This is a genomic window from Bartonella sp. TT119HLJHH (genome assembly GCF_042193385.1).
Taxonomy (GTDB): domain Bacteria; phylum Pseudomonadota; class Alphaproteobacteria; order Rhizobiales; family Rhizobiaceae; genus Bartonella.
In genome coordinates, this window is sequence record NZ_JBHILS010000002.1 from 229594 (window position 1) to 245199 (window position 15606).

11 protein-coding genes and 1 pseudogene are annotated in these 15606 nt (G+C 35.5%); 7 read left to right on the top strand and 5 right to left on the bottom strand.

What is annotated here, in order from left to right:
- Positions 1–80 precede the first annotated feature (80 nt).
- From ACFIJL_RS02165 to ACFIJL_RS02180, 4 genes and pseudogenes are all read right to left on the bottom strand, one after another.
- Positions 81–1047 (bottom strand): annotated as a pseudogene (locus tag ACFIJL_RS02165) (tyrosine-type recombinase/integrase); the annotation flags it as partial.
- A gap of 671 nt (positions 1048–1718) precedes the next feature.
- The gene (gene ppdK / locus ACFIJL_RS02170) at positions 1719–4385 is read right to left on the bottom strand and encodes a pyruvate, phosphate dikinase (RefSeq protein ID WP_375622291.1); all 2667 of its coding nucleotides are present in this window, start codon (positions 4383–4385) and stop codon (positions 1719–1721) included.
- Between the two features lie 176 nt (positions 4386–4561).
- A complete protein-coding gene (locus tag ACFIJL_RS02175) occupies positions 4562–5218 on the bottom strand; it encodes a DsbA family protein (protein ID WP_375622292.1) in 657 nt (218 codons plus the stop codon).
- A gap of 82 nt (positions 5219–5300) precedes the next feature.
- Positions 5301–5801: a DUF721 domain-containing protein gene (locus ACFIJL_RS02180; protein WP_375622293.1), complete on the bottom strand. Its 501-nt coding sequence runs from the start codon at positions 5799–5801 to the stop codon at positions 5301–5303.
- Between the two features lie 203 nt (positions 5802–6004).
- Here ACFIJL_RS02180 and mutY point away from each other — a divergent pair, with 203 nt between their 5' ends.
- On the top strand, positions 6005–7063 hold the full coding sequence (gene mutY / locus ACFIJL_RS02185; RefSeq protein WP_375622294.1) for an A/G-specific adenine glycosylase: 1059 nt from the start codon (positions 6005–6007) through the stop codon (positions 7061–7063).
- A gap of 492 nt (positions 7064–7555) precedes the next feature.
- Here the strand turns inward: mutY and ACFIJL_RS02190 are convergent, their stop codons facing one another.
- Entirely contained in the window at positions 7556–8644 is a 1089-nt protein-coding gene (locus ACFIJL_RS02190) for a site-specific DNA-methyltransferase (protein WP_372440009.1), read from the bottom strand.
- Between the two features lie 370 nt (positions 8645–9014).
- Here ACFIJL_RS02190 and ACFIJL_RS02195 point away from each other — a divergent pair, with 370 nt between their 5' ends.
- The 6 genes from ACFIJL_RS02195 (at position 9015) to ACFIJL_RS02220 (ending at position 15468) form a co-directional block, all read left to right on the top strand.
- Positions 9015–9710, top strand: coding sequence for an HAD family hydrolase (locus ACFIJL_RS02195; RefSeq protein ID WP_375622295.1), 696 nt, complete (start codon positions 9015–9017; stop codon positions 9708–9710).
- Positions 9711–10722: 1012 nt separating this feature from the next.
- Complete coding sequence (locus ACFIJL_RS02200; protein WP_375622296.1) at positions 10723–11058, top strand: hypothetical protein; 336 nt, start codon at positions 10723–10725, stop codon at positions 11056–11058.
- Positions 11059–11234: 176 nt separating this feature from the next.
- Positions 11235–11585, top strand: a complete 351-nt coding sequence (locus tag ACFIJL_RS02205; protein ID WP_375622297.1) for a hypothetical protein — start codon at positions 11235–11237, stop codon at positions 11583–11585.
- Positions 11586–11749: 164 nt separating this feature from the next.
- Positions 11750–12103: a hypothetical protein gene (locus ACFIJL_RS02210; RefSeq protein WP_375622298.1), complete on the top strand. Its 354-nt coding sequence runs from the start codon at positions 11750–11752 to the stop codon at positions 12101–12103.
- 609 nt (positions 12104–12712) lie between these two features.
- On the top strand, positions 12713–14110 hold the full coding sequence (gene thrC, locus ACFIJL_RS02215) for a threonine synthase (RefSeq protein ID WP_375622299.1): 1398 nt from the start codon (positions 12713–12715) through the stop codon (positions 14108–14110).
- Positions 14111–14193: 83 nt separating this feature from the next.
- Entirely contained in the window at positions 14194–15468 is a 1275-nt protein-coding gene (locus ACFIJL_RS02220; protein ID WP_375622300.1) for a M16 family metallopeptidase, read from the top strand.
- Positions 15469–15606: the final 138 nt, after the last annotated feature.

Sequence of the window (15606 nt, forward strand, 5' to 3'; positions counted from 1 at the left end):
TGCCCTCTCCCGAATACGAAAATATTCCTTCATCTCAAGCTCTCTTATATTAAATTAATCAGAGCTGTCTTCTTGCACATTACATATTGAGTCATACAATTTATAGCAAAGGGATCTGTGACCTTTAGCAGAAAAAAGAAATCATTGCGTGAAAGCAAGCGCACTTATTTTAAAATTTCCAATGCTTTAGATGATAAGGACACGCGAAATTCTGTTGTAGAATCACGCCTTCTTTTCATATTCTCGAGCAAGGATAGTCCAGATATCCCCATCAATCCGATCTTCACATATATAATACAAAGAATTTGTGCGAACACCTGTAAGGATAAGCAAACGCAAAACCAAATGTATCATTTTTATCGTTTTACTGAGTGTCTAGACAAAAAGCGGGAAAATCTTTCCAATCCATTGCTAATCTATTTTGCATTTTATGAAGTTTTTTACCTGAGAAAGCGCGTGCTTTTGTTATCGCCTGTAAATCAACATAAAAACCTAACGCTGCAGTATGTTTGAAACAAATATTAAGGTGGTTCAGTACTTTTTCTGCTGTTGCAGCTTTTGGTATACCAGATGGAGCAAAGGTATTGCGTATCTCTGTTTGCCTAATCTCTGAAACGAAGAGGCTGTCTAATTTGGGGAAAATATGAAGTTTTAAAAGTAGAAACCACTTCTTACCTTTACCATTTCCTCTTAATTCTGCTTTACGGCTTTCAAAAGCATCTAAAGCAATGTCTTTTAGATAATGGAGATGACGCGCATTGCTTCCGCTTTTGTTTCTCACGTTCTTTAATGAAATCACATCCTCTCATGTAAAACAGAACGCCCCAAACAAAATATACTTGAGTTGCACATTCACGTGCTTTCTTTAAAGAAACATCTCTCAAGGCATCCAAACCTATTTCACAATGATGTGCGTGAATGGTATAATGATAAGCTTACTGTGCACTACCATCTTGATGCTTATGAAGGAGCAAGCTGGGACCATCACACACTTTGCCTCTAATGTTGTGCTAGCTCTTGGCACTTGAGACGGTTCATTATAGGCATTATTTAAGCCTTTTCTTTAATGTTTTTTCCCCATACGCTAATATTACTTATGTGAAAATAAATGAATTTGACTGATTCAACATGGAATAAATTTGAAATGAGAGAATCTTATGATATTCAGGCTCTCATTCAAGATAATAATTTAAATTTATCATTATAAATCAATATGTTGCATAATTATGATATTCCTTCATAAGTGTAAAGATGGTAGCGCACAGTGAATTTTATAAACTCTGAAGGACAGATTTTATAAATTTACGGAGCGTTTTACATAATTCCATTACACAAATACCGACGTGAAATGGGTTTTGCACTGAAAAATGTTTCTTCAAAACAGCGCATAAATGTGCAAAACAAATGCATTTGTTTGGGGTGTTCTGTTTTTCGTGAGAAATCCATACCCCTATTAAAAAAACGCGTGAATTAACTGCACAACAGCACGCTGCTTTCTAATTTAAGAGTCCCTTCAATACTGAAAATATATTAATAATACACTTTGTTCTATCTTGCTTTATATTTTCTCTCATAAACCTTTCAAAAATATACTTTCTCGCGTGATATAACTTATAGAGCATCCCTAGAAGGGCTTTTATTTTCTTTCATGAAGGAAATAAAAGAATATATAAAAATTTATTTCAGTAATAACTATACAACAAAAAAATATTAACCCATTACATCCTTTTTGCTATTGCGGACTGAGCTGCTGCTAAACGAGCAATTGGTACCCGAAAAGGAGAACATGAAACATAATCTAGGTTATTTTCTTCACAAAAAGCAATAGAGGCAGGATCGCCTCCATGTTCACCACAAATGCCCAATTTTATTTTTGCGCGCTTTGAGCGTCCACGCTGTGCTGCAATGGTAATAAGTTCTCCTACCCCATCACGATCAATAGATACGAAAGGATCTAGCTCTAAAAGTCCTTTTTGAAAATAGGTTGCCAAAAAAGGAGCAGCATCATCACGGGAAATTCCAAAAGTTGTTTGTGTCAAATCGTTTGTTCCAAATGAAAAAAATTCCGCAGTTTCAGCAATTTCATCTGCTCGAAGCGCTGCCCTTGGAAGCTCAATCATTGTTCCAACCATATATTGAATGATGGTTCCCTTTTCTTTCATCACTTCCTCAGCTACCTGATCAATACGCGTTTTTATAAAATCGAGTTCAGATTTAAGTGCAATAAGTGGTACCATAATTTCAAGCATAACAGGAGAGCCAGATTTTTGAGCCGCTTCTGCTGCTGCTTCAAAAATTGCCCGCGCTTGCATTTCAGCAATTTCAGGATAAGTAATAGCTAAACGGCATCCTCGTAATCCAAGCATAGGATTAAATTCGTGCAACTGTTGCGCACGTTCAACAAGCATTTCAGCAGAAACTCCCATAGCTGTTGCAACATCAAGAATTTCTGCATCAGTTTTTGGTAGAAATTCATGGAGTGGAGGATCTAACAAGCGAATGGTAACAGGCAAACCACACATAATTTCAAATAATTCAGCAAAGTCTGAACGCTGCATTGGCAAAAGCTTATCTAATGCTTTACGACGACCACTTTCATCATGACTTAAAATCATTTCACGCATGGCTATAATACGTTCACCAGAAAAAAACATATGCTCTGTACGGCAAAGACCAATACCTTCAGCCCCCAAAGAACGCCCCATACGAGCATCAGATGGTGTCTCAGCATTGGCGCGAACTCTTATACGCCGCATCTCATCAGCCCATTCCATTAATTTTGCAAAGTCTCCGCAAAGCTTAGGCTGCAACATTGCAACTTTTCCCTTTAAAATTTCTCCACTTCCACCATCAATCGTGATAACCTCGCCTTTTTTAAAGCTTTCTCCTGAAGCAAACAGCGTATTTGTGTTATAATCAATCCGCATACTGCCAGCACCAGAAATACATGGCTTTCCCATCCCCCGCGCAACAACAGCAGCGTGGCTTGTCATACCTCCACGCGTTGTTAAAATTCCTTCTGCTGCATGCATACCATGAATGTCTTCTGGGCTTGTTTCTACACGGACCAAAATAACTTTGCGACCTTCTGCTGACGCAGTTTCTGCCTCTTCTGAAGTAAAAACAATTTCACCCGTTGCTGCTCCAGGAGAAGCCGGTAAACCACGTCCTATAACAAAACGTTCTGCTTTGGGATCAAGTGTTGGATGTAAAAGTTGGTCAAGTGATTTTGCATCAACACGCATTACAGCCTCTTCACGGCTTATTAACCCCTCCTCAACCATTTCAATTGCCATCTTGAGAGCTGCACGAGCCGTGCGTTTCCCTGAACGAGTCTGCAGCATCCATAATTTACCTTTTTCAATAGTAAATTCGAGATCTTGCATATCCCGATAATGCTGCTCAAGCTTCTGCGCAATCTGACATAATTTCAAAAAAGCCTCAGGCATGATTTTTTCCAAAGACGGCTTATTTGAACCAGCAACAATACGCGCATTTTCTGTAATATTTTGAGGCGTTCGAATGCCCGCCACAACATCTTCCCCTTGCGCATTAACTAAAAATTCACCATAAAGTTCTTTTTTCCCTGTCGATGGATTGCGTGTAAAAGCAACACCTGTTGCCGAATCTTCTCCCATGTTACCAAAAACCATAGCTTGCACATTAACTGCCGTTCCCCAACTTTCAGGAATGCTATGTAAACGGCGATAAGTAACTGCGCGTGCCGTCATCCAACTTGAAAAAACGGCTCCAATCGCCCCCCATAACTGTTGTTCAGGATCTTGTGGAAAAGGGGTTCCTAATTTTTCTTCAACATAGGCTTTATAAGAAGTAATAACATTTTTCCAATCATCTGCTGTCATTTCTGTATCAATAGTGTAACCATTGCATGCTTTTGCTTCATCAAGAAGCTCTTCAAAATACGAATGGTCTAGCCCCAAAACAACGTTAGAATACATTTGGATAAAACGCCGATAACTATCATAAGCAAAACGTTCATTATTGGCTTGTAAAGCAATTGCTTTTACAGTTTCATCATTCATGCCAAGGTTCAGCACTGTATCCATCATCCCTGGCATAGAAGCCCTAGCCCCTGAACGAACAGACAGTAAAAGTGGTCTTTGTTTATTCCCAAATTCACGTCCTGTTTGTTCAGCAACGCGTCTTAGTGCTTGCTTAACAGATTCCTGGAGCTCTTCTGGATATGATTTGTCATGGGCATAATAAAAATTACAAACTTCTGTTGTCAGCGTAAATCCGGGTGGTACGGGCAAACCAAGATTACTCATTTCTGCCAAATTAGCCCCTTTACCTCCGAGAAGGTTACGCTCACTTGCACTTCCTTCCGCCTTTCCATCTCCAAAACTATAAACCCATTTTTTCACTGTACAAATCCTCCCATATCAGCATCAAAACATTATTCAACCTAGGCTCACTTAAAAGCAATGATTTGATTCAAAATCGGCTCCAAAAAATATCGCTTCATAAATGCATAATATTAATCCTTCCAAAAGAGATAATGACCAAAAGTATCATTCTCCATCTTCTGGAAGATTAAGATTCAGTTTTTAAGAAAACTATCAATCACCGAAAAAAAATCTTCTACTTTCATGGCACCTTCATATTTACTACCATTAATAAAGAAAGTAGGTGTTGCTGTGACACCAAGCTCTTTACCGCGTTCAAAAGATGCATTTACTTCATCTAAAATGGACTGATTTTTCAAACACGCAGTAAAACTTTCATCTGTAAAACCAGCCATTAAGCCAATTTTTTTCAATGGTGTTAGAGCATTTTTTCCGAAAGCCCATTCATTTTGTTTTTGAAATAAAACTTCTATCAAAGGAAAATAGCGATCTTCTGGTGCACACCGTGCCAACATAAAACCTGCTGTTGCCCGAGGATCAAAAGCATATTCTCGGAAAATAAGTTTTACTTTTCCTGTTTTGATATACTTTTGACGAATTTGGGGAAGTATATCATTATAAAAATGCGCACAATGAGTACATGTCAACGAAGCATACTCAACAATGACGACTGGTGCATCCGCCTCTCCCTCAAAACGATCCTTTACTTTACCCGATTGGAGAAGCTCTGCCATATCAACAGTTGCCACTGATTTGGGATCACGCGCTAAAGCAACTGTTACACTGTTTTGTACAATCGTTATGAAGAGAAAAATTATCCCGAAAGATAAAAAAGAACGATATTTTACCATAAATAATACTTTTCTGTTGTTATTAACGAATAGGAATCCAATGCTTTCTCATATATTAAAGAAAAATATATAAAATATATTGCTATTTATTATTTTTTTCCAAGAAAATGCAACAGCCAAGTTTATAAAGTGCTTGCTGCAAGCTTGTATCTTCAATTCCTTCAAGCATTTTTTCCACGCATTTTTTGTCTTGTTCACTCAAAGGCGGTTTTAGAGGCAAGTGATTCATAAAAACCGATATACTCCTTTGCTCAATCTTGATGCGATCAATAGCAATATAGCCAAAAAATCCGTTAATTCTATGAAGTAATTCCTCTGTTTCATGCATTAATTTTAACGCAGCAAATCCTTCACATGCGATAACAAGTGTTGCTGGCTGAAAAACTTCATCTTGATCTGCACGACGTTTCCAAATAATTTTAAGCGGCATTGTATATTCACTGATATCATAGCCCGCAATTTGTGGCCAATGTTCTAGAAGCGCTACATTAAGCCCTGTCCGTTTGCGTAAAACTGGATCAAGTATTTTGTATACCGTCTCAGAAAGAGAATAAAAGATACGTTTTTTAAGTTGTTTTCTCATTTTTAGATCATTGTTCAACCGCTTGCTAAATTAAAATCATTTGTTTCATCTAAAAATTGTTGCCTCCTCAATTTATGAAATATCAACAAAATAAAAAGCCTTTTCTCACCAAAGCTTTGACAATAAAAGAGCAAAAAACATGAATTACAAAATAAATAATTTTTTCTTTTGCATTTTATATCTCCCTATGCTTGAAAGCAATCATGTATGAAATTTCTTCGCACCTCCTTGCTTGGTACGATAAAAATCACAGACATCTTCCATGGCGGATTACCCCCGAAGAGCAAAAACAAGGTATCCGCCCTGATCCTTATCAAGTTTGGCTTTCTGAAATCATGCTTCAACAAACAACCGTTGAAGCAGTTAAGCCTTATTTTAAAAAGTTTCTAAAACTATGGCCAGATCTTTTCTCTTTAGCAAAAGCCTCACAAGATGATATCATGAAAGCATGGGCTGGACTTGGTTATTATTCACGCGCGCGTAATCTTAAAAAATGTGCGCGACAGCTTGTTGAAAACTACGCGGGACAATTTCCACAATCTGTAAAAGAATTGCGAACTCTAGCCGGTATTGGAGATTATACTGCCGCAGCCATTGCTGCGATTGCTTTTAACCACCCTGTAGCAGTGGTTGATGGTAATGTCGAACGTGTGGTAGCGCGACTTTTTGCTATCACTTCAATATTACAAAAAGCAAAAGTTGAAATTAAAGAAAAAACACAAAAAATTACTGCTTTAAATCGTCCTGGTGACTTTGCTCAAGCAATGATGGATCTGGGAGCAATAATTTGCACTCCACGTAAACCATCTTGTTATATCTGCCCTCTTCAATGTTTATGCAAAGCGGCAAAGATGCAACAAACGGAATCTTTTCCAGTCAAAGCCCCTAAAAAAGAACGCCCTTCAAAAACAGGGATTGCTTTTGTGGTCCTTAATCAAAATAAACAAATTTATTTAGAAAAACGACAGACGCAAAAACTCCTTGGTGGAATGACCCAAATTCCTAACAATATTGGCATCGATAACGAAAATGGGCTCAAAAACGCTCCCTTTACTGCCAATTGGCAATTCAAAGGACAAATTACGCATGTTTTTACTCACTTTTCTCTAAAACTCGATGTTTACTATACCGAAGATGTTCATGAAATGAATTGTGAAAATGGTTGGTGGTGTAACATTCAACATCTTGCCGAAGAAGCATTACCTACTGTTATGAAAAAAGCCATTTCCATAGCTCTTCCCAATTCTTTCAGATTTAAATAGCCTTCCCTATTCATAAAAATGTTTTCTAACGGAGACTTTTGTATCTCTAGCGACCATTTTTTAATCTTTAAAAGAAAAATTTAAACACGTGAAATGACCAATTTTTTTCTACAGATAAGAATTAAGAAGGAATAGAAAAACTTAGAAGCCTTAGATTTAAATTTCAGGATCTGCCCTTTGTTCGCTCAGATAGGTATACGTGTTACCTAAAAAAAACACTTGATTTTGAACTTCTGAATGAACCTTTTAATTCCGATATTTCGTTTTTATAAGCTTATATTGATACTGTTTTGGAACTAAAATTAAGACATAGAGTGCAAATTTCTCATTTTTATTTCTTCTACAAGAAGCGTAAAAATACTCGCTTGCCACTCACAAGCGAGATTAGTGTGTCAATAAAAAACATCTAAGAAAGGCATAAAACGCTCTCACGTCCATCTCAATCAAGATCAGGTACATTGGTGGTCAATAGAATAAAGTGATCAGCTTAGTTCATAAAACACCCGTTTTTAACATTTGTGAACGTATGATCATTCTTAAATGATCTATGGACTTCAACCGTCCATTTTCCTCATAATACCAAAAGGTCCAACCATTACAACTCTGCGAATCTTGAGCCTTTCTTCCCATTGCGTGAATTGAACCCGCTTCACCACCATGCATAATCGTACCATCAGCTCTTACAATAGCAGATACTTGCTTCTTACGATCGTAAAGAACTTCTCCAGGATAGAGTAAACCTGCTTCAAGCAAACTGTTGAATGCTACGCGCGGTTCTGCTTTTTTTCTATCCAAAATCGCTAGTTCTGGTTGCGCTAAAGGTTTAACCGCCGCAATTCTCTCACATGCAGCATCGATGTAATCTTGCTCGCGTTCAATCCCAACAAAATCACGCCCTAAAAGCTTGGCAACAGCACCTGTTGTTCCCGAACCAAAAAACGGATCGAGAATAACATCACCAGGTTTACTAGAAGCCATAATAATACGCGCTAATAACGCTTGCGGTTTTTGTGTTGGATGTAATTTACGCCCTGAATCATCCTTTAAACGTTCAGCTCCAGTGCAGAGAGGGAAAAGCCAATCTGAACGCATTTGTAAATCTTCATTTGCTGCTTTTAAGGCATCATAATTAAATGTGTACTTTTTATCTTTTTGATCTCGCACGGCCCAAATAAGCGTCTCATGAGCATTTTGAAAACGGCGCCCTCGAAAATTAGGCATCGGATTATTTTTGCGCCAAATAATATCATTAAGCATCCAAAAACCTAAATCTTGTAATGCCGTCCCAACCCGAAAAATATTATGGTAAGATCCGATAACCCAAAGTGTTCCGTTTGGTTTTAATACACGACGACAAGCAAGCAACCATGCACGGGTAAAAGCATCATAAGCAGCAAAGCTCTCAAACTGATCCCATGCATCATCAACCGCATCAACAAGCGAATGATCTGGACGGTATAAAGCTCCATCCAATTGCAAATTATAGGGTGGATCCGCAAAAATCATATCAACGGAATGTTTTGGAAGTTTTTCTAGAACGGAAACACAATCTCCCTTAAAAATTTTATTGCGCCATGGCATTTGTGAGGGAGTACGAAGGAAATCTTTTTGAAGCTGAATAACTGTCATGAAAAACCCAACAAAATTAACTAAATTTGCCCTATAATCAACCAAAATAGTTTATAGGCCCGCATTACCAATCCATATTTACAAAATAGCGTAAACGTATCGTTAAAATTCCGCAAAATTGATATTCGTTTTTGTTTTTTAAGTAAAAAAATTTTTATATGAATGAAATCTTAATTTTCTTTTTTTCAATGTACTGTTCCCATATCTTTTATTTCGTAAAAGAATTAAGAATCATTTTCAAAGCGTATTTTTATGAAATAATGTCCTCTCAATATCGTTTTCATAAAAGTTGTCCATCTCGCAACATATAAAGGAATGTCTTATGCCTCAGATAGATCTTATTATTTTTGATTGTGACGGAGTTCTCGTTGACTCTGAATATCTTGCAGCAAAAATTGGATCTCAATTGCTCAAACAAACAGGATATGAAATATCACCCGAAGAATTGAGTGAGCGTTTTGCAGGGCTAATCTTTCGCGATATTCTTAAACACGTTGAACAGGAAACAGAAAAACCAATTTCTGCTCATCTCATAGATCAAATGACTAATATTTTTCGTACACAAATAAAAACTGAATTACGTGCTATTGATGATGTAAGAGAAGCCATAGAAATTATTCAAACACGCTATCCCTACTGTATCTGCTCTAATGCAAAGAGCATCGATATAAAAGAGATGCTTACCACTGTTGAACTCTATGACCTTTTTGAAGGTAAAATATTTTCTGCACCTGAAGTTGGAACAAAAAAAACCAAACCTGCCCCTGATGTTTTCCTTTTTGCTGCAAAACAATTACAAGTAGAACCCCAAAACACTATCGTTATAGAAGATTCACTTCATGGTGTACACGCAGCCAAAGCAGCAGGCATGCGTGTCATCGGCTTTACGGGAGGATCGCATAGCTATCTTGGCCACTCTAATATACTTGCAGAAGCTGGTGCTGAGACGGTTATTGCAAAACACGCTCATTTAGGAGAAGTCCTAGAAGCAATGGCAGTATGGCAAGATTTCGTATAAAAAACTTCATTCAATATATTTATCAGCACATGAAATCTCTTAGTAACATTCTTAGTATGGCGTCTTCTCTTGCTTAAAGCATACGTACAAAAGCTTAAACATAACTAAAATGGCTCCACGATGATAAATAACTCGTATATACTTACGCACTATATATTATAGTCAGTGGAACTCTCTAATAATTTAAGCTCTTCTGATTGTAAATTATTGTAAAAAGCTATAGATTTTATTTTACAATCTGAAATGAATATAACCAAATTCCCACTATTATGCTTCTTCTTATAATGATGGTACAGATAAATATTATAACTAACGATCATTAAGCTGATAACTTTACAATATATACCTTACAATAAACGTTATTATAAAAAATTAATAGCGTATTTAAAAAACATTAAAAGAACATCTATTAATCCAAAACAACTTTTATATTACTTATGATTCATACTAAATAAAAATATCGAATAAATTCATTTATTTACACTACTATTTTAAATATAAGTTATAAAATTATTTACATATTAATATATAAAAAATGCATAAAATACAATAACATCACATCACACCTAATAAAATATATAAATACCAAAAATGTTCTTATTATTTTTATAATTAAGTTTTTATGATTACATTTTATTTATTAATGCTTAAAATAAAACTATCATTATGTTGATTATTTCCTATTTATATACAAATATATAAACCACAAAAAACTAAAAAAGTAACTCAATGATTAGAAAAATATTTATTATGTCTTATAATAAGCAATCATATTATTCCAATAAAATATTCTTATTTAAAATTTTATAATATAAAAATTTTATAATATAAAAATAATACAACTGTATTATATATTTTATATAAACAAAAAGTATTTTTGTTGTTGACAATAAGAACATAATGTATTATCGTGTAACATAATGAGTAAACATATTTAGTGTTTTAAAATTTGTTTATTATCATTATTTGTGTATATAGGTTCGTATTAATATAAAAATATTTGAGGTAATTTATGGTAAAATTAGTTGCAAATTATACATTATGTATCTTTACGGTGGCTGTTTTTTTTCTTTTGCAAGTTGCAAATGTTAATGCAAATTATTTAAAAAATAGCTCTCTAAAAGAAGATTCTTCTCCATCTATAATAAAACACGTGGAAAATAAAACAATCCATACAGCTTCTATTTATGTACCAACTTTAAGTTATGGAACAGTAAATGAATCAGCTCTTGAAGGAAAAGTAGAAAAAGTTGCTGCTTTTACAATAGGGGCAGGAGTGTTGTTAGGTGGATTTATAATAACTACATTGCTAAACTGGATAACACAAATAGTTGCAATCTTTAAATAAATTATAAAATAATTACTGTTTTGTTATGAACAATATAATAATAAATTAAATAATTAAAATAATATTCATTAATAATAAATAATTATTATAAGTATATCTAAAATATATATTTACAAATTATACGTATTTATTAATATATTTATGATATAAATATTTAAAGTATTTGAGGTGAAATTATGACAAAAGTATTTAAAAATTATATACTAAATATTTTTATAGCTATTGCTTTTCTTTTCTCACAAATTGTAAATGCTAATGCAAATCATTTGAACAATAGCTTTCAAAAAGAGAATGTTTCTGTTTCTGTAATAGAAAAAGCAACCAATATGGCTACTCTTTATATTTCAAATTTAAATTATGGAGTAGGAAATGAAGCTACTGTTGAAGGAAAAGTCGAGAAAGTTCTTGAGCCCATTACGTTAGGAGCTTTTGGTATTTCAATATTAGCTGGGTATGGAATAGGGACAATAGGTATAATTTTAGCGTGGCCCGTAGGGCAGATACAAAAACTCATAAGTTCTCGCTAATTAACAGTGATACCGACGACCTTATACTTAAACATTTGAAATATAAGAATAAAAATCTGAACGTGAGGCATGGCTACATTATCTGCTCATTGTTATTAAACTAAGACACATAAATAGCTTTCCCCTCACAAATAACAAGATTAGAAAGTATTTGAGGTGAAATTATGACAAAAGTGTTTAAAAATCATGTGTTAAGTACTTTTATAGCGATTGCTTTTCTTCTCTCACAAATTGTAAATGCTAATGCAAATCATTTGAACAGTAGCTTTCAAAAAGAGAATGTTTCTGTTTCCGTAATAGAAAAAGCAACCAATATGGCTACTCTTTATATTTCAAATTTAAATTATGGAGTAGGAAATGAAGATGGCATTGAAGGAAAATTTGTAAAGGTATTTGAGCCCATTACGTTAGGAGCTTTTACTACAATAGGAGCTTATATTTTCGGTGGACTTACTGGACTCGTTATGTCCGTATTCAGTGCGATGCTCGGAGGAGGAATAGCTAGAAGTTTAAAGTAAAAATAAAAAAATCTAAATAATCTGAAATTAAAAGCAATGCCTTAAATGGCGGACTGCCTCAGTAATTGGGGCAGTTTTTTTGTGCTTTCTATGGATAAATTTGTTCATTATGAATCATACCTGTGTAGCTTCAATATAACACCTATTAGCATAAAAACTGATAATTTAAACTGAATAAAAACCTCTCAAGATGCACAATTTAGGCACATAAAACTAGGAAATTATCTCATAAATCCTCCAACACAAGTTATAAATACCACTTTCCAGAAGCTAATTGTAATATGCATTTTGATTCTAAAAAGTCTAAGCAAAAATAGGTAAAATAAATGAATCTTTGCAAGAAAACTCTTTGAGAAATACCGCAATATGTAGAAAGCAATATAAATTATAAAATAGATTAACAAATAACAGAACAAAGTCTTTTGAAGATAAATTTTTAATATCAATATGTTATATCAAAATTTCTAAAGGACAATACCACTGTTTCATCATTATTGATAAGTATAAGCAAACAAACTTCCATTCATTTCACAATTCAAATATTATTAAAAATGTGAGACACACTACTGCATCAGTTTATCGATAATAAATAAATGAAAGAAAAAATTCATGAAATATATCAGCACAAGAGGCGTGGCCCCTGCTCTAGGCTTTACCGAAACGGTTATGACGGGTCTCGCTAATGATGGCGGTCTGTACCTTCCAGAAAAATTTCCTCAATTATCACCCGATGCATTACGAGCACTGCGTGGGCAATCCTATATGACCATTGCTAAAACTATTCTTTGGCCCTTTATGAATAACGAAATCGAATATGTATCTTTTGAGAATATGATTACCGAATCGTACAATACCTTTCGTCACCCAGCAACCTGCCCGTTACTGCAAATTGGTCCAGATGAATTTATCCTTGAACTTTTTTACGGTCCTACCTTGGCATTTAAAGATGTTGCAATGCAGTTTCTTTCTAGATTGATGGATTATATTTTAACTAAACAAAATAAATGGGCAACGATTGTTGCTGCAACATCGGGTGATACAGGTGGTGCTGCAATACAAGCCTTTGCTGGAAGAAAAAATTCAGATGTTTTTATTTTATTTCCCAAAGGACGTGTATCATCCATTCAACAACGGCAAATGACCACCAATCAAAGTGATAATGTTCACGCCATAGCTATCGAAGGAAATTTTGATGATTGCCAAGCACTCGTCAAAGCAATGTTTAATGACCATAACTTTCGTCAAAAAAGAGCGCTTTCAGGGGTTAACTCTATAAACTGGGCGCGTATCATGGCGCAAATTGTTTATTATTTTTCATCTGCCCTTTCCCTAGGTGCTCCTGATAGAGCCGTCTCATTTACTGTTCCTACTGGAAATTTCGGTGATATTTTTGCAGGGTATGTCGCTGCCCGTATGGGATTACCTATCGCACAACTGGTTATTGCAACAAATGATAATGACATCCTTCCACGCACATTAACCAGTGGCACTTACGAAATACGACCTATAACCCATACAACATCGCCTTCTATGGACATTCAAGTCTCTTCTAATTTTGAGCGCTTGTTGTTTGAAAGTGGTAATCGTGATCCAGTATGGATTCGCAATGCCATGGAGAACTTGAAACAATCAGGACGTTTTACTCTTGATGAAAAACAGCTTCAAAATATTCGCTCCCTGTTTTGTGCTGGGAAAAGTAGCATGGCTGAAACAGCACAAACAATTAATAGTGTTTATAAAGAAAGCGGCTATCTTATTGATCCACATACAGCCGTTGCACTCAAGGTAGCGCGCGAACACAAAAAGCCACATATTCCAATGATCACTCTTGCCACAGCTCATCCTGCTAAATTTCCTGATGCAATCCAAAATGCCTGTGGTATTAATCCACCACGGACATCTTGCCTAGATGGATTGATGGAATCCAAAGAGTGCTTTACAAGTCTTGCTAATAATGAAAAAATAGTAAAAGATTATATTTCTTTAAAATCAAATGCATCTTACTAAGTTCAGCTGCATTGTAATTAAAATCACAAATATTCCAATGCCCTTATAGAGGTATTTGGCTTGTTTAATGGAGTCGTAAACACATGGGTGTAGATATCAGTCGCCTGAGTAACGGTTTGACTATCGCCACACAGACAATGCAACAAATTGATAGTGTAGCGCTCGGAATATGGGTTAAAGTGGGCGCACGCAATGAAACCTTTACACAACATGGCATCGCCCATCTCCTTGAGCATATGGCTTTCAAAGGAACCGCCAATCGTACAGCTCTTAAAATTGCAACTGATATTGAAGATGTTGGCGGTGAAATCAATGCCACCACCAGTATTGAAACAACGGCTTATTTTGCACGTGTACTTAAAAGCGATATCCCGCTTGCTATCGACATTTTAGCCGATATTTTGATGCATTCAAAATTTGACGAAGATGAACTAGAACGAGAAAAACAAGTAATTTTTCAGGAAATTGGTGCCGCCCATGACACGCCTGATGATATTGTTTTTGATCACTTTACAGAAACAGCCTTTCGTCATCAATCCCTTGGTCGCTCTATTTTAGGAACAGCTAAAACTATTCAATCATTTACATCCGCTGATCTCCATGATTTCATTAATAAACAATATAGTGCAGATCGTATGATTGTCGTTGCAGCAGGAGCTGTAAAGCACGAAAATTTCTTGCGAGAAGTTGAAAGTCGCCTTGGTACTTTTCGCCCCCATTCAACTACCCCCCTTACTAATCTTGCAAATTATGTCGGAGGCGACTTTCGTGAATATCGCGATTTAATGGATACACAAGTTGTTCTAGGATTTGAAGGGCGTGCTTATCACGCGCGTGATTTTTATGCGGCCCAAATTCTTTCAATCATTCTTGGTGGTGGTATGTCTTCACGTCTTTTTCAAGAGGTAAGAGAAAAACGTGGATTATGCTATTCTATTTATGCTTTTCATTGGGGATTTTCAGATACTGGACTTTTTGGTGTTCATGCTGCTACTGGACAAGAAGGGCTCAAAGAACTTATTCCTGTGATTCTTGATGAACTTTCCAAGGTCAGCAAAAGTATTCATGCCAATGAACTTCAACGAGCGCAAACACAATATCGTGCTAATCTCATAATGTCACAAGAAAATCCTTCTAGTCAGGCACATCTCATTGCTCGCCAAATACTCCTTTACGGTCGACCAATTCCAATATCGGAAACAATTGAACGCCTCAATCTCATCACTCCTAAAAGATTAACTGATTTAGCGCATCGTCTTTTTACAAATTCCACTCCAACACTAACTGCTGTCGGACCTGTCGGCCCCCTCATGAATTTTGATGATTTAACATCAACTCTTTCATACAAGCTAAAGTAAAAAATTCTTTTCAAAGCAGCATCACAATAACATCACATATTTTATCATAAAATTTACTACAAAAGCTCTTCTCATTAAATAAGTTTTGGAAATATTGGGCAAAGAGGCGTACAAAACTACCCAATTCATACTTCATGT